14 protein-coding genes are annotated in these 18,138 nt (G+C 62.4%); 4 read left to right on the top strand and 10 right to left on the bottom strand.

Annotation, left to right across the window (positions count from 1 at the left end; genetic code table 11):
- Positions 1-462 precede the first annotated feature (462 nt).
- A complete protein-coding gene (locus tag ABNU97_RS02405; RefSeq protein WP_348765156.1) occupies positions 463-2,022 on the bottom strand; it encodes a BCCT family transporter in 1,560 nt (519 codons plus the stop codon).
- Positions 2,023-2,061: 39 nt separating this feature from the next.
- A complete protein-coding gene (locus ABNU97_RS02400; RefSeq protein ID WP_348765155.1) occupies positions 2,062-2,463 on the bottom strand; it encodes a hypothetical protein in 402 nt (133 codons plus the stop codon).
- Between the two features lie 102 nt (positions 2,464-2,565).
- On the opposite strand from ABNU97_RS02400, the gene ABNU97_RS02395 reads away from it, so the two are divergent.
- A complete protein-coding gene (locus ABNU97_RS02395) occupies positions 2,566-3,465 on the top strand; it encodes a LysR substrate-binding domain-containing protein (RefSeq protein WP_348765154.1) in 900 nt (299 codons plus the stop codon).
- A 1,123-nt stretch (positions 3,466-4,588) separates the two neighbouring features.
- Here ABNU97_RS02395 and ABNU97_RS02390 read toward each other — a convergent pair.
- Positions 4,589-6,265: a multidrug ABC transporter permease/ATP-binding protein gene (locus ABNU97_RS02390; RefSeq protein ID WP_348765153.1), complete on the bottom strand. Its 1,677-nt coding sequence runs from the start codon at positions 6,263-6,265 to the stop codon at positions 4,589-4,591.
- A gap of 7 nt (positions 6,266-6,272) precedes the next feature.
- Positions 6,273-7,025, bottom strand: a complete 753-nt coding sequence (gene fhuF, locus ABNU97_RS02385) for a siderophore-iron reductase FhuF (RefSeq protein WP_348765152.1) — start codon at positions 7,023-7,025, stop codon at positions 6,273-6,275.
- Positions 7,026-7,245: 220 nt separating this feature from the next.
- Between fhuF and ABNU97_RS02380 the strand changes: the two genes are divergently transcribed.
- A complete protein-coding gene (locus tag ABNU97_RS02380) occupies positions 7,246-8,802 on the top strand; it encodes an NAD(P)/FAD-dependent oxidoreductase (RefSeq protein ID WP_348765151.1) in 1,557 nt (518 codons plus the stop codon).
- 999 nt (positions 8,803-9,801) lie between these two features.
- Here the strand turns inward: ABNU97_RS02380 and ABNU97_RS02375 are convergent.
- From ABNU97_RS02375 to ABNU97_RS02365, 3 genes are all read right to left on the bottom strand, one after another.
- Positions 9,802-11,859, bottom strand: coding sequence for a TonB-dependent receptor (locus ABNU97_RS02375; protein ID WP_348765150.1), 2,058 nt, complete (start codon positions 11,857-11,859; stop codon positions 9,802-9,804).
- Positions 11,860-11,939: 80 nt separating this feature from the next.
- A complete protein-coding gene (locus tag ABNU97_RS02370; RefSeq protein ID WP_348765149.1) occupies positions 11,940-12,227 on the bottom strand; it encodes a hypothetical protein in 288 nt (95 codons plus the stop codon).
- A 229-nt stretch (positions 12,228-12,456) separates the two neighbouring features.
- Positions 12,457-13,731 carry a PQQ-dependent sugar dehydrogenase gene (locus tag ABNU97_RS02365; RefSeq protein ID WP_348765148.1) on the bottom strand — a complete coding sequence of 425 codons (1,275 nt, stop codon included), beginning with the start codon at positions 13,729-13,731 and terminating at the stop codon, positions 12,457-12,459.
- Between the two features lie 177 nt (positions 13,732-13,908).
- Between ABNU97_RS02365 and ABNU97_RS02360 the strand changes: the two genes are divergently transcribed.
- Positions 13,909-14,406 carry an Hsp20/alpha crystallin family protein gene (locus tag ABNU97_RS02360; protein WP_348765147.1) on the top strand — a complete coding sequence of 166 codons (498 nt, stop codon included), beginning with the start codon at positions 13,909-13,911 and terminating at the stop codon, positions 14,404-14,406.
- A 354-nt stretch (positions 14,407-14,760) separates the two neighbouring features.
- Here ABNU97_RS02360 and ABNU97_RS02355 read toward each other — a convergent pair whose 3' ends face one another.
- The gene (locus tag ABNU97_RS02355; RefSeq protein WP_348765146.1) at positions 14,761-15,405 is read right to left on the bottom strand and encodes an NAD(P)H-dependent oxidoreductase; all 645 of its coding nucleotides are present in this window, start codon (positions 15,403-15,405) and stop codon (positions 14,761-14,763) included.
- 123 nt (positions 15,406-15,528) lie between these two features.
- On the opposite strand from ABNU97_RS02355, the gene ABNU97_RS02350 reads away from it, so the two are divergent.
- On the top strand, positions 15,529-16,407 hold the full coding sequence (locus ABNU97_RS02350; protein ID WP_348765145.1) for a LysR substrate-binding domain-containing protein: 879 nt from the start codon (positions 15,529-15,531) through the stop codon (positions 16,405-16,407).
- A 20-nt stretch (positions 16,408-16,427) separates the two neighbouring features.
- Here ABNU97_RS02350 and ABNU97_RS02345 read toward each other — a convergent pair whose 3' ends face one another.
- Both ABNU97_RS02345 and ABNU97_RS02340 read right to left on the bottom strand, forming a co-directional pair.
- The gene (locus tag ABNU97_RS02345) at positions 16,428-16,964 is read right to left on the bottom strand and encodes a 2,4'-dihydroxyacetophenone dioxygenase family protein (protein WP_348765144.1); all 537 of its coding nucleotides are present in this window, start codon (positions 16,962-16,964) and stop codon (positions 16,428-16,430) included.
- An 81-nt stretch (positions 16,965-17,045) separates the two neighbouring features.
- Positions 17,046-18,138: FtsX-like permease family protein (locus tag ABNU97_RS02340; RefSeq protein WP_348765143.1), on the bottom strand; the 1,093-nt coding region annotated here is incomplete at its 5' end.

Genomic DNA, 18,138 nt, shown 5'->3' with positions numbered 1-18,138 from the left:
GCTACGGCCGGCTACTTAGACATGATGCCCGCCTTCAGCGAAGCGGCGGCAAAGAGTGGCGCCCAAGCCCCGTTCAGGGCCGACGTCGAGTACTATGGTATGGGCTGTATTCGTCGACATCATTTACCTTGCTTTGGGTCGCTCAATAACACTCACCGTATTGGATACGCGACCATCGTGCTCGAAGCGCTCTCAAAACACCGTGTAACCCGACTACCAACGCAGGGATTGTTGCGACACGCGCTGCCACGAGCCGCTGCGGCAAGACAACCGCCCGCAAATGAAGACAGCGAGGGTTGCGCCAGCACGACCAAACCCAGGCCCGGAAGAGGTCAGGGCCAGCCGTGTTCTCGTAGATCAACCGCCTTACAAAGTTCTCTAGCACTCCTGACCAGCCTCCGTATGCCGTCAGCCGAACCTGCCGGCTGACGGCATGTGCATCACGGCATTGGCCGCCGCTATCTAGGCTCGCGAAACGGCAGGTGATGCAAAGCGAAGCTCTTCCGACATAGCGCGCTGCAAGGTGAAGCACATCCCCAGCAGCACAAAGCAGAATGGCAGCCCGGACGCCACCGAAGCGGTCTGGATCGCGCTCAGGGGATTGCCGCCACCGAGTGTGCCCGCTATCAACAGAACCGCGGCGATCACGCCTTCGAGGATGGCCCAGAACAGACGCTGTTGCCAGATCGGATGCGGATCGCCGCCGTTCGTGAGGATATCGACCACCAATGAGCCGGAATCCGAGGAGGTTGCGAAGAACAGTGTGACCACGACGATCTGCAGCATTGCGGCGATGCCGGCGATCGTGCCGGCTACCGGCAAGGCATCCAGTACCACGAAGATCATATGCGAGGCATCCGCGTCGAGCAGTGCCTGGTTGCCGCCGCCCTCGAGCAGACTGTACAGGGCCGTTCGGCCGAAGATCACGAACCAGATGATCGACGCACCACTGGGCACCAGCAGCGTGCCGAGAATGAACTGCCGGATCGTGTACCCGTGCGATATACGCGCGATAAACATGCCCACAAACGGCGACCAGGAAATGAACCAGCCCCAGTTGAACAACGTCCAGGCGGTCTGGAACGCCTCGCCCTGCTCGTCGGTAAACAGCCGCAGGCTCGTGAGCGGCAGATTCTGGATGTAGTAACCGAGGTCGTTGCCCAGATAGCTGAGGATATAGAGTGTCGGGCCAGCGATGAATACAAACAGTGCCAATACGCCGGCCAGTGCGGCATTGAATAGCGACAGGCGTCGTATACCCGCACTGATGCCCATCATCACGCTGGCGATCGCGACCAGTTCGACCACGAAAATGATCGCCAGCTGTGTGCCGAGCCCGCTGCTGACCGGCAAGAGGCTGCTGAGCCCGGCTGCGATCTGGCTCGCGCCCAGACCGATCGACGTCGCCAAGCCGAACAAGGTACCGAAAACCGCCAGTATGTCGATGGTATGGCCGATCGGGCCGTTGATCCGGTCACCGATCAATGGGTAAAACGCCGAGGCCGGCTTGAGCGGCAAGCCGCGGCGATACGAGAAATACCCGAGCGCCAAGCCCAACACGATATAAGCGCCCCACGGATGCAACCCCCAGTGATAGAAGGTGTAGTTCATGCCGGTCTTGGCCGCCTCTACGGTTTCGGGTTCGCCGAAAGGCGGATTCTGATAGAGCATGACCGGCTCGGCCACGCCGTAGTACACGAGCCCGACGCCCATGCCACAGGTGAACATCATCGACAGCCATGAGAACGTACCGAACTCGGGCCTCGAATCGTCCGGGCCCAGGCGCAGATTGCCGGCGCGGCTGAACGCGACGCCAAGCACGAACACCAGAAAAGCGGCCATGCTGAATACATAGAGCCAATCGAAATAGGTCGTGATGAAGTCGTTGACTTCATTGGCGACCCCGGCAAACGGTGCCGGCGCAAGCGAAGCCCAAGCGACCATGACGAGCATGATGCCGCCGGATATCAGAAATACCGGCGGATTTGTATGGGTTTGGATATAAGTTTTAAGTCGGGACAAAACGATGATCCTGTTGATATTGAAGCCGTGACGATCGGCTCAGTCGGTCGGTTGAGAGGCATTCGCCCGGTGGCGGCGCTTGTGACGCAATGCTTCATTCGCATCCATTTCCTTGGGCAGCCGCAACGCCCACTGCAGCTCGGCTCGACCGAAGCCGAAGCCGGCCAGCACATGGTCATCGCGAGACAGCAGCGCCCGCAGCCAGCGACGGTTGTGCCAGGCGAGCAGCCGTACACGGATATGCTGGATCAGATCCAGCGACGGCATGGCGGGCGCGTAGATATAGGGTTTTTGCGCGGGCTGACGATCGCGCGGGTAACGCGCATCGCCACCCGCTAGATCGAGATCAGCTAGAACGCGCTCACGTGTGCGACGTGCCTGTGCTCTCTCGGTGCGCTGTGTCGCTGCCGGCTTATCGTGTGGCTTGTTGCATCTATCCATGACGCGGTCCGAACGTATCGATCGAGGCGCGCAATATGGACTTGCCAAATTAATCTGTGAAACGCTTATTATTGATTCATCTATCAAATTATCTGATACGTCATGCGCGCCCCTGTTCTCGATCTGAAGGCACTACAAAGCTTCGTAGCTATCGTCGAGAGCGGCAGCTTTACAGCCGCCGCAAAGCAGATGAACTATTCGCAATCCGCGATCAGCATGCAGCTACAGCGTCTGGAAGAATCGCTCGACGTCGCGCTACTGGCACGCACGTCGCGACAGCTCAAACCGACGCGGGCCGGGCGCGAAGCATTGGGATACGCACGTGAAATGCTTCGACTGAATGCGGAGCTCAGAGAGCGGCTGTCCGATAGCGAAATCGCCGGTAAGGTCCGGCTTGGATTACCCGCGGATTTTGCGCTCTACCTGCCGGAGACGCTGGCATTGTTTGCCGAGCGATACCCTCAGGTCGAGATGGAGGTGCGATCCGAACTGAGCGTGACCCTGGTCAAGCAGGTGACGGCTTGCGAGATCGACATGGCGATCGTTACTCGTGAATCGAGCGCACGGGGCGGCAAGCAGTTACGCCGCGAGCCGCTGGTCTGGGTCGCAGCGCCGGGGTCGGGCGCGTATCTAAGGCGCCCGTTACCTCTGGCGGTATGGCCCCAGGGTAGCTGTGCTTTTCGGTCGGCCGCAACGGCAGCGCTCGACCGCGCGGGGATAGCGTGGCGCTCGGCCTACGAAAACCAGGCATTCGGTGCGCTGCGCGCGACCGTCATAGCGGGCTTGGCTGTCACCGTGGCCATACCCAGCATGGTCGACTCGGAACTTCGGATTCTTCAGCCAGAAGAGGTTGGTTTGCCGGAGTTGCCGACCATCGATATCCGACTCTATCGAAGCACCGGCCGCGCGACACTTGCCGCCACGTCGCTCGCTGATCTTATCGTCGAACGAGTTCAAAACATCGGCAGTTACCTTAGGGATATGCCCGCTCTTGGCCGTTAGCGGCCCAAAGCGGACGTAGTCATCGTGAACTTGCAGGGCGCGATTCCCTTGTCTTCGTCGACGGCTGGTGAGCAGTGCCTATAACCCGTTGATAAAATAACAGAAATAGCGAGGCGCTTTCAGCTTCTGCTTAAAGAACGCGTCGCCTTTTCGTCTCCTCTCAGCAAGCTAGAAGCTATTTTAAAAGTGCACACGCCGCCCGATAAGAGCAGTGCCAAGATCATCCGTTTGCACAAAGTGCGGCAGGCTCAAGCTTGCCAGGCTATCTTGCAAGCACGCGAAGAAGGTTTAAGGCACGAGCGAAACGGTGGCTTGCTCGTCGAACACAAAGGAAGGAATTACCTACCCAGCTCGATGCTACGAAGCGTTATTGCTCGAACGCCCGGAGGGATAAAAGCGGTTGAGGACAATGGCCTTATGATAAACGGCCGCGCCATATGTTAGCGGGTAAAAAAGTGCGAAGTCCCGCCAAGTTGATCCTGCTTGCTTTGATACTCGTGACCATAGGCGGGTGCGCTCAATCAGGTACGGAAGAAAACGACAACACGGTACAAAAGCTCCGGACAAAGTTGAATGATCGATATAGTGAGATTGAGCAACTCTCAAACTATTGTGTCGATTTGCCGGAGCTTTCGAGGATGGAAAGCGATGGGGACTACACCCTTATAAGCTCGGGCATGCAGTTGCGGAGTAATGTCGCGGCATCGATAACTCGTTTGATGAACGAGCTCGATGTCTCGATCCTGCGATGTTCAAAGACGACTAACGACGGTAAAAAGTTATCTGCGTCGCAAATCTACAATGAAGCTACCGGTTTCGTTTTCGCTGGCACAGCGAATGGATTCACGAGGGTGTACGGCGCCCCCCGAAGTACATTCTTCGACGAAGAAACTGGGCAAGGAACATTTATGGCAGATCGCAGCTGTGCCAAAGATTGTTGGTACCTTTTTACGTTCCACTAACAAGACTAGTGTTCGTTACCGTGTTGACGATACTTTGCCATCAATTAGCACGATGATTTGTCGTCGCATCAGGCTTGCGAATCGACAGTTACAAAGGCTGCTTCTGGCCGAAAGCAGACTTGAACTAACTCCCCCGGTTCTCGGTGCCGAGCTGCTCTCCATCAGCTTGGCGCAATCCGCGCGACCGCATCCTGACTGGCCGCATCTCGCGCCGCGCCGGTCAGTTCCGTCAACTGACCGCCGCGCATTTCCAGCAGGCGGTCAGCATGTTCGAAGTAGTGGTCATCGTGGCTGATGGCGAACACGGTATGGCCACGGGCGGCGAAGGCGGGGAGCAGTTCGCGGTAAAACACGCGGCGGAAGGTGGGGTCCTGGTCGGCGGCCCATTCGTCGAGCAACAGGATGTCGCGGGATTCGGCCAGGGCCAGCATGAGGGCCACGCGTTTGCGTTGGCCCTGGGAGAGCTGGGTGTCGAGGATGCGTTCGCCTTCGAGCGCGAGTTTGTTGGTGAGCCCCAGGCGTTCGCGCCAGTCCTGGATGAAGGCGTCGTCCACGGGGGCGCCGTCGCTGGTGAGCAGTTGTTCGAACAGGTGGAAGTCGGTGAATACGGCAGCGAACAGGTGCTGTAGCGATGCGCGCCGGTTGGCATCGATGACGTGACCATCGACAAGAATCTGGCCGGATTTGGGTGCGTAGAGGCCGGTGATCAGGCGGGCGAGGGTGGTCTTGCCGCTGCCGTTGCCGCCGATCAGGAATACCAGTTCTCCGCGGCGCAGGGTGAGGTCGATGGGGCCGATGGCAAAGCCGCTGGGCGTATCGGCTTCGGCCTCGTCGCCGTCGTAGGCGAAGCAGACCTGGCGTAGTTCGATGGTCTGCCAGTCGGCGCTGATGGGCGCGGGTTGGTCGAAGCCGTGGGCGTGTTCGGCCAGGGCCAGCGTGCGCAGCTTGTCGAAGGCGACCTGGGCGGCGATGAGCGTGGGCAGGGCGCCGATGGCACCGATGAGTGGCGTGCGTACGAACAGCAGGGTGAGCGCATAGGTGGCGGCCACGGCCGGCGTCGCCCAGCCCAGGCCGTTGGCGAGGAAGAACACCAGCCCGATCGCGCCCAGCATCATGATGTTGGTGCAGTTGTTGGCCGACAGATGGAAGGTGTCGGCGCGAATGATGTGGCGCTGGTAGCGACGGGCGTTGTCGGTATAGGTTTCGTCGAACAGCCGGCGTGCGCGGGCACGGTTGAGGCGTAGTTCCTTGCGCCCGTGGATGACGTTTTCGTAGTCGCGATAGAGCGCGTCCTCGGCCTCGCGCACGAGCGCGATATGGTGATAGACGCGCCGCACCAGCCAGGCGCCGAAGCCCATGGTGGCGCCGATCCAGACCGCGGTAATCGCCAGAATGGACAACGACAGCCAGCCGAGATACAGCACGCTGGCTACGGTGAGAATGCTGCCCTGCACCAGCTCCGGCAGGCGTACGAAGGCGATGGTGACGTTGCGGATGTCCGACGACAGCGCTGCCAGCAGGCGCGCGCTGCCCAGGCGCTCGATACGCTCGATATCGGTATCCAGTATCTGTTTGACCAGGCGCGAGCGCAGATCGAACACGAAACGATGGCCGAGCGTGGTTAGGCCGAGCTGGGAGGCCAGCGAAATCGCCAGCAGCAGGACGATGAGGCCGAAGAACTGGGGCAGGGCCGACAGCGCACCGCTGCCTGTTTCGATCAGCCGCGAATTAATGAAGGCGATCACGCCGATGCCCAGCCCCGCGCTGGCCATGCTGCCGACGAGCACGGCAATGAAGGCAGCGCGATAGTCGCGCCAGATCAGGCGAAGCAGTTCCATTCGGGCGTTATCCGGTAGCGCGGTCGGGTTCGGCGCGGTGCATGGCGCGCGGGCAGTTGGAGCACAGATCCCAGCGCGAATCGAGATCGCGCATGCAGCACAGCCGGCGACACTGTTCCACGGGTTCGCCGTTGCCGTCGAGGGTGCCGGGCGGGCAGCGTTTGTGGATGCGGTGAAACGGGTTGAAGCCGCCGTCGGGGCGTTGCCGGCAGGTCATGAGCGCACGCACGGCAGCCAGGCGTTCGGGCGGAATGCGCTGCTGGCGTTCCAGCTCGCCCAGTGCCCAGTCGAAGTAAACGCCGGCATTGCTCCAGAACACCCGCGTGGAGAGCCGGCAATGCTGGGACAGCGTGGCGATGACCGGGGCAAAGGCATCATCCACGAGCGCGCTGAAATCGTGCCCCGGGCGGTCGCTCACGGGCGCACTGCCGGTCGCGAACAGAAACTGGGCCGCGGTCCCGTCGTCGTCGCAGACGACACGCATGCTGTTCAGGTCGAAATCCAGCGCGCGGTCGCTGGCCAGCTGCGCGACCAGGGTGGCGATGCCCAGCCGGGCAAAAAAGTATTTTGACCACTGCGATGCGCGGGCACGCGGCTCCGTGCATTCGTGGCGTTCGCCAAAATGCGTCAGCAGCAGATCGAGCCGGGCCGGATCGGTCAGGGCGACGGCCTCGATCGTAGCCGCCGACGGCGCTGCCTCGGCGTGCAGGAGCACGTCCGAAAACGAGGCGAGATCATCATGAAAATGGTCAGCGAACATCGCAGCCGGGCCGGTGGCTAGAGGTCTTGTGCGCCGCGCTCGCGCCAGACGATAGGAATGATTATCAATACGTTAACGCGGGCGGGCTACCCCTTGCCAGTTTATGCGGTAAGCTAGGCCAGGCTAATCTGACATTGCGCCTTGTCAGAAAGAGCGGAAATTGATATTTTTGAAGTCCGCCAGACCGCTGGCACCCACTTGCACCGCCACGGAGCGCCCCATGGCCGTTACCGAACTCGTGTCCCGCTTCAATCCGCTCACCTCCCATCCGAAGATCGATACCGATATGCATATCGCGATCATCGGCGCCGGGTTTTCCGGTCTGGGCATGGCCATCCGGCTCAAGGAAGCCGGTGTGGACAGCTTCACCATTCTGGAGCGCGGCAGCGAGGTCGGCGGCACCTGGCGCGACAACCACTATCCGGGCGCGGCCTGCGACGTGCATTCGCATCTGTACTCGTTTTCTTTCGAGCAGAGCGCGACCTGGTCGCGCAGCTTCGGCCAGCAGCCGGAGATTTTCGACTACATCAAGCGCTGTACGGACAAGTACAAGCTGCGCCAGCACGTGCGCTTCAACACCACCATCGTGGGCGCCGATTTCGACGAAGACACCGGCATCTGGAACGTGCACACGGCCGACGGCGAAACGCTGACCGCCAACGTCGTGGTGTCCGCCGTCGGCGCGCTGGCCGACCCGGCCTGGCCGCGGATCGAGGGCCTGGACAGCTTCACCGGCAAACTCATGCATACCGCCCAGTGGGACGACGACTACGATCTGGCCGGCAAGCGCGTGGCCGTGATCGGCTCCGGCGCGAGCGCGATTCAGGTGGTGCCGGAAGTGGCCAAGCAGGCCGAGCATCTGACCGTGTTTCAGCGCACGCCCAGCTGGATCATGCCCAAGCCGGATCGGCCCATCAGCGCCGAGAAGCAGGCCGAATACCAGGAATCGCCGTCCAAGCTGCATCGCCGGCGGGCCAAGATCTACTGGATCAACGAACTCTTCGCGCCTTTCGTCATTTCCGACTTCGGCCCGTTCAAGCGCGTGGCCGAGAACATGGCCAAGGGCCATATCAAGAAGCAGGTCAAAGACCCGGCCATGCGCAAGCAGGTTACGCCGGACTACAAGATCGGCTGCAAGCGCATCCTGATCTCCAACGACTGGTATCCGGCGTTGCAGCGCGACAACGTGGAGCTGATTTCCGACGGCCCGGCGAAGATCACCGAAAACGGGATCGTCACCCAGGACGGGCGCACCATCGAGGTGGATGCCATCGTCTGTGCCACCGGCTTCAAGGTGCCCAGCAAGGCCGCGCCGTTCCCCACCAAGGGCCGCCAGGGCGTCGACCTTAACACCGCCTGGGACGATGGCGCGGAAGCCTACAAGGGCGTGACCGTGTCCGGCTTCCCCAACCTGTTCTTCCTGATGGGCCCGAACACCGGCCCCAGCCATACCTCGGTGCTGGCCTTCACCGAACAGCAGATGGACTACATCCTGCAGGCCATCGCCCACATGGCGAAAAAGAAGCTGCGCTTCATCGACGTGAAGAAGTCGGTACAGGACAAGTTCAACCGCGGCATCCAGTGGCGCATGAAATACACCTCCTGGACCTCGGGCTGCAACAGCTGGTATCTGACCGATTCCGGCAAGAACACCACGCTGTATCCCGGCTTCAACTGGGAGTACAAGCTGCGCCTGATGCGCTTCAAGCCGAGTGAATACGAAGAGGTGAAGCAGAGCGCCTCGAAGACGGCGCGTTCGCGCAAGAAAGCGGCCTGACGGCAGGCTTTCACTGATTGAATCGACCCCGAGCGTTGGCACAGCGCTCGGGGTTTTTTATGAGCACTGCCGGGTACGCCGTATCTGGAACAATGCCGCGCTGCCCGCGCTGCCCGCGCTGCCCGCGTAGGTTGGCTTAGGCCACAGGCCGTAAGCCAACGCGGAATAGCCGTCGTTACCGATTTGGAACAGGCGGGTTGAATCAACACCGCCGGCTGCGTTCGGTGTTGGATTACGCTGCGCTAATCCAACCTACGTGTCGGAAGAGCCGGCCGAGTGAGTGCCGAAAGCCTCGTCGTTTGAGGCCTTCGCTTTCTGAATGAACTGCCGGGGCGAGTTTCGACTTAGGATTTCGCGCTGATGCGCGAGCCACTTCTCTTTGTTTGCCCAAAGAGAAGTAGCCAAGAGAAAGGGCACCCTGTCTTGCGCCGATGCTGCGCGTCGGTTCCCTGCGCGGCTGCGGCGTCAAGCGGGCCAGCCGGAAACTCGCTTCGCTCAAACATCCGGCTGACTTGATCCGCTTGTCGCCTCCACTGCTCGGCGCTACGCCCAAGGGGGCCGAATACAGACAAGCTCGCTGGCGCTCGCTCAACGTCACGGCTTTTGTAGTCGGCTTAGCGAAGCGTAAGCCGACAAGAACGCAGCCAAAGTGCCAGTTTTAAGTGCATAGTCGTATAGACGCCGTGCTAGGCGTTAGCCGACTGTATTTGGGCCCCGTGTGGAGCGAACGAGGAGCACAGGGCCGAAGGTGTCCGGCGCACGGTGCCGGTGCGCGTAGCATGTTTGAGGAGCGCCAAAGCGATTTGAGTTCTGCGCGCATCCCTTCGGCACGCGCATCGCAGAGGTTCGGCGCGCTTCGCGCCGACGCGCAACCCGCGCGTCTTAAGTTAGCAAGCTGACGTCCGGCCTGCGCTCTACTTATGGCCGCTGGGCGAGCCCCAACAAAAAACGCCCCGGCAAAGCCGAGGCGTTTTCTCTCCCAGTTCCAGCGACGCGGAACTAGAACTTCACGTTCACCCCGGCAATCACGCTGCGTCCCGGCTGGGCGACGCGCAGGAACGAGGTGCTACGCACGATCTCGTCGTCGAGCAGGTTGTCGCCGCGCAGATAGACCATGGTTTCGGTATCGTCGTAGCCGGCCAGGCGATAGCCCACGAAGGCGGTGAGGTCGGTATAGCCGGCGGTTTCGTCTTCCAGCGGGCCCTCGTTGTCCTGGCGGCTGGCGCGCAGGGCTTCCACGCTGCCCAGCCAGGTCTTGCTGTCGTAGTCCAGGCCCACGCCGTAGCGCCCGGGGGTGATACGCGGCAGGTTGGTGTCGTTGTCCAGCTCGGCCCGTACGTAGTCGCCCAGCACGCGTGCGGTCAGACGATGGGCGCCTTCGATCAGGTCGTAGCCCACCTCGGCTTCGCCGCCGTAGAAGGTGGCATCGGCCGCGGCGTAGTCGATGAGCAGGAATTCGCCATCCGGCGCGAACTCGCCTTCTTCGTTCACACGGTCGGCAATGCCGTCGGAAGCGGGTGTGCCGGTGCCGTCGGCGTCGACGCCGGCATCGACCGAGCGCTGGTAGATGTAGTCGTCGTACTTGGTATAGAACAGGCTGGTATCGAAGCGCAGGCGGCCATTGATACGCCGCAGGCCCAGGTCGAAGCTGTTCGCCGCTTCTTCGCCGAAATTGCCGTTGCCGCGTTCGTAGGTGAGCGTGGCTTCGTGCGGACCAAAGCTGTAGAGCTCTTCGGTGGCCGGGGCACGCTCGTAGCGCCCGGCGGTGGCGGTAAACACGTAGTGATCGCCGATGGTGCGCTTGGCGCCCAGCGATACGCTGATCGGGGTGTGGTCGGTGTCCGAACGGTCTTCGCTGGTGTCCTGCTCCTGGTATTCGACGCGCAGGCCGCCCTGCACGGTCCAGTTGTCGTCGAGCGGGCGTTGTTCGACCCAGAAGGCCGCCAGCGATTGCGTATCGGTGGCAGGGACGAACGACTCTTCTTCGCCATAGGCCTTGAAGTCGCGGTCGAAACCCTGCACGCCGAAAATGCCGGTAAAGCCGGCGACCGGCGCGTGCTCTGCGGCGATACGGAATTCGGTTTCCTTGTTGTCGAAGAACGCTTCCGGGGTTTCCTCGCCTTCGGTATGCAGGTAGTCGGTATAGGCGCCGGAGAATTCGAGCCGCTTGATGCCGGGAGCCACGTCGTAGACCTCGCCCTTGAGGTCGTAGCGGTCCTGGGTCAGACGGATCTGCGCTTCTTCGCCGGGGATGCCGTATTCGCGCCCGAAATGGCTCACCGCGCCGCCGACATAGCCCCAGTCGCCGGAATAAGACGAGCCGGCGCTGTAGGTGTCGGTATCGGTGGCGCTGTTGTCGATCAGGCGGCTGTTGTCGGCCTCGTAGTCGTCGGTCAGGCGCTTCAGGCCCTGCACGTTGAGGGCGAAGTCGCCGATGCCGCCGGTGACATCCAGTCGCTGCAGTCGCTGGCCCAGCGTGCTGTCGCCGCGTTCGAGTGTGGCCTCGCCGGTGATGCCGTCGGGTGCGGTCATGGGGATACGGTCGGTGACCACGTTGACCACGCCGCCGATGGCGCCGGAGCCGTAGAGCAGCGTGGACGGGCCCTTGAGCACTTCGACCTGGCGTGCCGAATAGGGGTCGATACTGACCGCATGATCCTGGCTGAGCGTGGAGACGTCGGCCGAGGCCAGGCCGTTTTCCTGTACGCGCACGCGCGCGCCAGACTGGCCACGAATGACCGGGCGGCCCACGCCCTGGCCGAAATCGGCCGAACTGATGCCGGGCGTGTCGGCCAGCGTGGCGCCCAGGCTCTGGCCGCGCTTGCGTACCAGTTCGGGGCCGGTAACCACGGTGGCGGCTTCGATGGCCTGGCTGGGGTCTTGATCGTCAAAGGCCAGGGCTTCGACCGAGATCGGCGCCAGCAGCGTGCTTTGGGCGGCGCTATCGCGGTCGTTGTCATTCGCGCGTTGCGGTTGGGCGAATAGAGGTTGCCCGGCCCCAAGCAGGCACATGCCGGCCGCGGGCACGAGCAGGCGTGCATATTTCGAGTAAGCCATGAGAAGAGTTCCGTCTGATATACGAACCCGCGACAGGGGTTCGAAGAAATGCCGCTACGGCGGCGCCTGGGTTGTTACGGTCAGACGAAACGTCGGGGTGGGGCCCGTGCGGCATGGTGGCCGAGCTGGATACGGGCATGGCCGGCATGGATCGGCTGCGCCGCCATGCGGGGCCGGGAAAGGAGGAGCGTCAGCGCTGCGGCCTGGGCCGGGGGTGCGCCGGGCGAATGTCCGTGTACGCAGCTCGTACAGGCATGATCGATATGGGCAACGTCGATCGGATGATCGAAGGCATGGGCGAACACGAGCGCCTGCACGCACAGCAATGCGAGCACCACGAGCGCACGACGTAAATGCCTGTTCCCCATCCCCAATCGAACTCATGTTCGCCGGCCGGAAAAGCCGGTCGGCGCGAATATTACGTTATAAAGTTGCAATAAACCAGCGAGGCGTCGCTTTTTATGGCGCTAAGCGCACCGGCGTCCGCCAAATCCCCGAGCGTTACGGCACGTATTCGCGCACGCCATAAAAAAGCCCCGCGTACCCAGGGCACGCGGGGCTGATACGGGTCTGACACACCCGTTGATGTAGCCGCGATCAGTCGCTGGCGCGTGTCACCTTGAATACGGTGCCGCCCGCATCGTCGCTGATATAGAGCGCGCCCTCGGGGCCCTGGGCGAGGCCGGCGGGGCGATGTTCGGCGCTGCCGGGCGAGGCGACGGTTTCGCCGCTGCCGGTAAAGCCGGCCGCCCCGGCGAAGTCTTCATAGTCGCCGCTGGCCTTGCCGTTTTTGAACGGCTGGTAGATCACCCGATAACCGGCCTGCGGGCTCGGCGCGCGGTTCCAGGAGCCGTGAAAGGCGATGAAGGCGCCGCCGTCGTATCGGGAGCCGAAGCCGTTGCCGTCGTAGAACAGGATGTCCATCGGTGCCCAATGGGCGGGATAGGCGGCCAGCGGTTTTTCGTAATCCGCACAGCGGCCGACCTTGTCGCCGTCGCCGCCGTATTCCGGGCCGAGCACTTTCTTGTCGGCTTTCGGGTCGTAGTAGCAGAACGGCCAGCCGAAATGATCGCCTTCGTCGATGGCGAACAGTTCCTCGGCGGGCAGATGCGCGCTTTGTTCCTGGGTGAACTTGTCCGGCCAGTTGGAGTGCAGCTGATCGCGACCGTGCTGGACGCCGTAGAGCTGGCCGTCGTACCAGTCGAGCGCGAACATGTTGCGCAGGCCGGTGGCGTATTCGGTTTCTGGCTTGAAGGTCTGGCCGGTTTCGGTGGCCGAGAAGGCCCAGATGCCGCCGTGGTTATCGAGCAGCGGGCAGGGGTCCTGGCCTTTCGAGCCGGGCTGACGATCGCTTTCCTGGCAGGCATTGGACGGCGCGCCGTTATTTACGAACAGCTGGCCGTCTTCGCTGATCGCCAGTCCGCGCGCGGCGTGCGACGACTGCTGTGGCAGGCCGGTGACAATATGTTCGGGCTCGCCCTGCGGCACCAGGTTACCGTCGAGCTTGTAGCGGTAGATATCGGTGACGGTGGCGGCATAGAGCCAGCCGTCGTGAATCGCAAGACCGGTCCCGCCGCCTTCGCCGAAGGTCTTGCGCTCGTCGGCCACGCCGTCGTCGTCGCTGTCGCGAAGCGCCATCAGGCCGTGGCCGTCCACATCGTTGGCCAGATTTATATAGACGACACCGTTGTCGGCCACCGCCAGATGTCGGGGCGTGCCGGCATCCTTGGAGAACTGCGTTGCACAGAAACCGTCGGGCAGAGCGAGCCCGGCGCTGTCGCAGCCCTCGGCCGCGCTTGCACTGCCGGCCGCAAAAAGACCCGTTGCAGCCAGGGTGGCGGCGCAGAGCGTGGAGAACGTCAACGTTCGCATCGATGATCCATTGATGGTGACAAATCCGTGCGTCGGTTATAGCAGTTACCGAAGATCCCACGCAAAACCCCATAAAAACGATCAAGCAACTATTGAAACGTTTATCGGCGGCCCTATCTTTCCTGACGTAGCAACGCAGCCCGTTGATTGAGGGCGAAAAATTAAGGAGGAATGATCATGGCCATTCAGCGTTATCAGAACCGTTTCGAGCCGAGCAGCCTGCTCGCCCAGTTCAACGACGAGATCAATCGCATGTTCGTACAGGACAACAATGCCTTCCCCGCGCTTTCCGGCGGGGCGTGGACGCCGAACGTGGATATCCGCGAAACAGGCGATGCCTATCACATCGAAGCCGAGGTGCCGGGCGTGGACCCACAGGCGATCGAGGTCACCCTCGACAAGGGCGTGCTCACCCTCAAAGGCGAGCGCAATGAAGAAAAGACCGAGGAAAACGGCCAGGCCCGCTATCGCGAGCGTCGCTTTGGCTCATTCGTGCGTCGCTTCTCGCTGCCGGAAACGGCCGATGAAGACAATATCGACGCCCGGGCCGAACATGGTGTGCTGCGGCTGACCATCAACAAGAAGGCCACCGCCGAGCCGCGCCGTATCACCGTGCGTAGCGGCGAGCAAACGACCCCGGCCGTTACGCAGGAGCGGGAAAAAGCGAGCGCCTGAGCAGCGCGGTTAAGCCGGAAACGGGGCCAGTCGGCCCCGTTTCTTTTTCAAGGAATCTCTGCATAACCTCTCGCGGCTCGCGTTCGCCCTGGAAAGACTTTCAAGGTCAAATGCGTTGCGACAAGACGTCCGAGCGCAGCGCCTGCCTCATTGGCAGGTCAAGCTCGGCAACGCAGTCGCAGCGTCTGTGAGGCCGAACCCCTTCGGGGCCGGGGCTTTGCGCGCGCCTGGTCGGCGTCGAGGCAGTCGCACCGTGCAACCAGCACGCTACGCCTCCCTCTCCTTGCCAGCCACGCGCAAAGCACACCGGCGCGACCGTGACAGGTTGTGCAGAGATTCATTAACTTATAGCGGTCAGTCGGTACTCAGCGCGGCGGCCAGTGCGACAACCTGTTTTTTCGCTTCGGCTTTCGATTTCTCGAAACGCTCATCGCCGAATTCCTGGTATTCGGTACCCACGTGGTGGATGTTCTTCGCACCGAGATAGCCGGCCACGGAACGCAGATGCGGCAACAGATGCCCGGCCTGTTCGTTGAGCTGGCCGGCGCTGAAACCGAATTCGCCCGAGGATGTGAGCACCACCAGCTGTTTGCCGCCGAGTATCGGCTCCAGCGGCCGGTCGCCGCGGCCGAGATCGAAGGTGAACGTGCGATTGATGCGTACCACCTGGTCGACCCATGCCTTGAGCGCGGCGGGCATGCCGTAGTTGTACATGGGCGTGGTGATGACCAGCACGTCCGCTTGTTCCAGCTCGTCGATCAGCGTGTTCGACAGGGCCAGTGTTGCCGTGGCCTGTGCGCTGCGCTCCTCGACCGGCGTGAACGCGGCGGCGATCCACGCTTCCGAGATGGCCGGCGGCGGCTGGGTGCCGACATCGCGGCGAATGACCGCGGCCTGTGGCTCGGTCTGCTGCCAGCGGTCGATAAAACGGTCGCCGAGCATACGGCTGAGAGAGCGCGCCTGTCGGGCGCTGGCGTCGATACGCAAGATGGTGGTCATGGCGGATTCTTCTGCAACGGTGCATGGATAAGTTCAGCGCAACTATCCGCCTTCGCTAACAATCGTGACAAAGGCAAAGAAAACACCTATAGATGAACGAAACTCATCCGCTATAGAGCCGCTTTGTCGTTTCCTTCTCTTGCCGCACTGCGAGCCTTCGAGGCGGCGGCCCGCCTGGGCAGCTTCAAGGCCGCGGCCGAAGCGCTGCATCTGTCGCCCACCGCGGTGTCGCACCATATCCGGGGACTGGAAGCACAGCTGGGCGTATCGCTATTCCTGCGCCACACGCGCGCGATCACGCTCACCGAAGCGGGCGGGGTGTTGTCGCAATCCGCCTCGCGCGCCTTTGCCGAGCTCGAATCCGCAGTCGCCGCGATTCGAGACAACGAAAACCGGCTGGTCGTATCCACGACGCCGGCGTTTGCCACGCTCTGGCTGGCCCCGCGTATCGACGACTTCGAGCAGCGCCATTCGGGGCTGCGGGTGCAGGTTTTGTCGTCCACCGCGCCGGTTGATATGACGCGCGATCGCCAGGTGGATATTGCGATTCGCTATTCGGCGGCGGATGTCGTTGCGCCCGAGGGGCAGGTGCTGGTGCAGGAATCGGTGGCTGCGTTTGCCAGCCCGGATTATCTGGCCCGTCATGCCAGGCCGGAGACGGCCGAATTCCTGGTCACCCGCTGGGCATCGAATGGGCTGGCGCCGGTCGACTGGCGGGCATGGCAGGCTGCGGCCGGTGAAACGCTGCCCGATAACGCTACGGTGCGAGGCTTCGCGCACGAGCAGGAGGTGGTGCAGGCAGCGTTGGCGGGCAAGGGCGTCGCATTGGTCAGCGAACTGCTGGTACGGGATATGGTGGCCCGCGGCTGGCTCGTGGCCTGGCGGCCGACGGTGCGACTACCCGGCCATGTCTATCGACGGGTGGCCGGGCCATTGAGCGCCCACACCCGTCGCGTCGCCCTGTTCACGGCCTGGCTGCAGGACGCGCTTGTCTCAGATTGAGCCGTGGCGGGCTCTGCGCTCTAGCGAAACAGCGTATCGATATGGTCGGCGCCGATGCCGACCCGGTCGTAGTGCTCGCGGCACAGGGCGATATAGTCGTGTACGTCGAAATAGCCGTCCGACTCGCCGTTCTCGTCGAGCCAGATCAAAGGCCCCTTGACCACGAAGAACACGCGCATCGGATCTTCGTGCTCGTAGGCCACCAGCGTGTGGCCTTCGCCCGGGGTTTCGTAGACGAAGTCGCCGGCGGTAGCGATCCAGTCGTGTTCCAGATACCCCCATTTGCCGGAGATGGTGTAGGCGAACACTTCGTTGGGGTGATAGTGACGGTTGACCAGGCCCGCGCCCTTGGCCATGAGCACGTCGCACCAGCGGTTCGACGATGGCGAGATCCATAGCGGCCGAGACGACACGGTATCGCTGAAGGGCACGTAATAGCGCTCGTCTTCGGTGGGCGCATTGGCGATATGCACTTCCGGCAGCGTATCCGGCTTGAAGCTGTTCGGGATCGGCGGGATATCGCGCCAGAATTCGGCGGCCGGGCTTTTGGTGGCCATGGTGTCTCCTCGAGCTGATCGTTATAGGTCAGCGCCGAGTGTCGATGCGCAGGCGATCGTATGCAACGCCGCCCGCGGGCGTTAGTCGCTGGCGCGCAGGCTGGTCCAGGCCGGCTGGCGCAACACATCGCGTAGCGAGGCCAGCCCGGAGAGGGCGATTACGGCAGTGGCGCTGGTGATCGCGATCAGCCACAGGGGCCAGCGCCAGGCATAGCCGAGGTCGAACACCCAGACGGCGAGCACGATAGCCGTGACCTGGGCGATCGCGGCGGCCAGCAGCGATGCACACAGGCCGATGAGCAAGCATTCGCCGAAGGTGGCCTGGCGCAGCCAGCTTGAACGGGCGCCGAGTGCGCGCAGCAGCGCGGCTTCGCGCAGGCGCTCGGCGCGGCTGGCCTGCATCGCTGCCAGCAGCACCACCAGCCCCGCGGCCAGGGTGAAGCCGAATACCAGCTCGATCGCCAGGCTCAGCCGGTCGATCAGCGTGGTGAGCTGGTCGAGGATGGCGGCAATATCGATCACGCTGATATTGGAGAACTCGCGCACCAGCGCGCCAATCACGCCGTGGGCGCTGTCGGGCACGTACAGGCTGGTGATATAGGTCGCCGAGAATTCATCCAGCACGCCCGGCGCGAACAGCACATAGAAATTCGCCTGCAGGCTGGACCAGTCGATTTCGCGAATGCTTTCGATGGTCGCCGTGACCGGCGTGCCGGTGATATCGAAGGTGAGGCTGTCGCCCACGCCCACATCCAGGCGTTCGGCCACCGAGGTATCGATGGACATGCGAGGCTTGCCGGTATCGCCGGCATCGAACCACTGGCCTGCCACGATGCGGTTATCGTTTTTTAGCGTGTCGGTCCACGACAGATTCAGCTCGCGCCGGGTCAGCTCGCCGGCCTGCTCGGCCAGCGCCGCGTCGTCTTCGATCGCGGTGCCGTCCACTGCCGTCAGCCGTCCGCGGACCAGCGGGTAGAAGTCGGCGTCCAGGCCGGCTTCTTGCAGCCGTTCGGCGACCGCCGGCTGTTGTTCGCGGGTGATGTTGATCAGAAAACGGTTGGGCGCATCGGCGGCGATATCGGCTTGCCAGCCGGCCAGCAGGTCGCCGCGTACGATCACGAGCATGAACAGCATGGTCAGGCCGATGCCGAAGGCCACGATCTGCAGCGCGCTG

The organism is uncultured Salinisphaera sp. (assembly GCF_964012375.1).
Lineage (GTDB): Bacteria > Pseudomonadota > Gammaproteobacteria > Nevskiales > Salinisphaeraceae > Salinisphaera.
The sequence above is the reverse complement of the archived record's forward strand: the minus strand, read 5'-3'. Positions and strand labels throughout refer to the sequence as shown.

Bases quoted from the DNA above. Each gene is read 5' to 3' on its own strand.
- ABNU97_RS02345 (WP_348765144.1), bottom strand. From the start codon at position 16,964: ATGGCCACCAAAAGCCCGGCCGCCGAATTCTGGCGCGATATCCCGCCG.
- ABNU97_RS02380 (WP_348765151.1), top strand. From the start codon at position 7,246: ATGGCCGTTACCGAACTCGTGTCCCGCTTCAATCCGCTCACCTCCCAT.
- fhuF (WP_348765152.1), bottom strand. From the start codon at position 7,025: ATGTTCGCTGACCATTTTCATGATGATCTCGCCTCGTTTTCGGACGTG.
- ABNU97_RS02390 (WP_348765153.1), bottom strand. From the start codon at position 6,265: ATGGAACTGCTTCGCCTGATCTGGCGCGACTATCGCGCTGCCTTCATT.
- ABNU97_RS02375 (WP_348765150.1), bottom strand. From the start codon at position 11,859: ATGGCTTACTCGAAATATGCACGCCTGCTCGTGCCCGCGGCCGGCATG.
- ABNU97_RS02360 (WP_348765147.1), top strand. From the start codon at position 13,909: ATGGCCATTCAGCGTTATCAGAACCGTTTCGAGCCGAGCAGCCTGCTC.
- ABNU97_RS02365 (WP_348765148.1), bottom strand. From the start codon at position 13,731: ATGCGAACGTTGACGTTCTCCACGCTCTGCGCCGCCACCCTGGCTGCA.
- ABNU97_RS02395 (WP_348765154.1), top strand. From the start codon at position 2,566: ATGCGCGCCCCTGTTCTCGATCTGAAGGCACTACAAAGCTTCGTAGCT.
- ABNU97_RS02400 (WP_348765155.1), bottom strand. From the start codon at position 2,463: ATGGATAGATGCAACAAGCCACACGATAAGCCGGCAGCGACACAGCGC.
- ABNU97_RS02370 (WP_348765149.1), bottom strand. From the start codon at position 12,227: ATGGGGAACAGGCATTTACGTCGTGCGCTCGTGGTGCTCGCATTGCTG.
- ABNU97_RS02355 (WP_348765146.1), bottom strand. From the start codon at position 15,405: ATGACCACCATCTTGCGTATCGACGCCAGCGCCCGACAGGCGCGCTCT.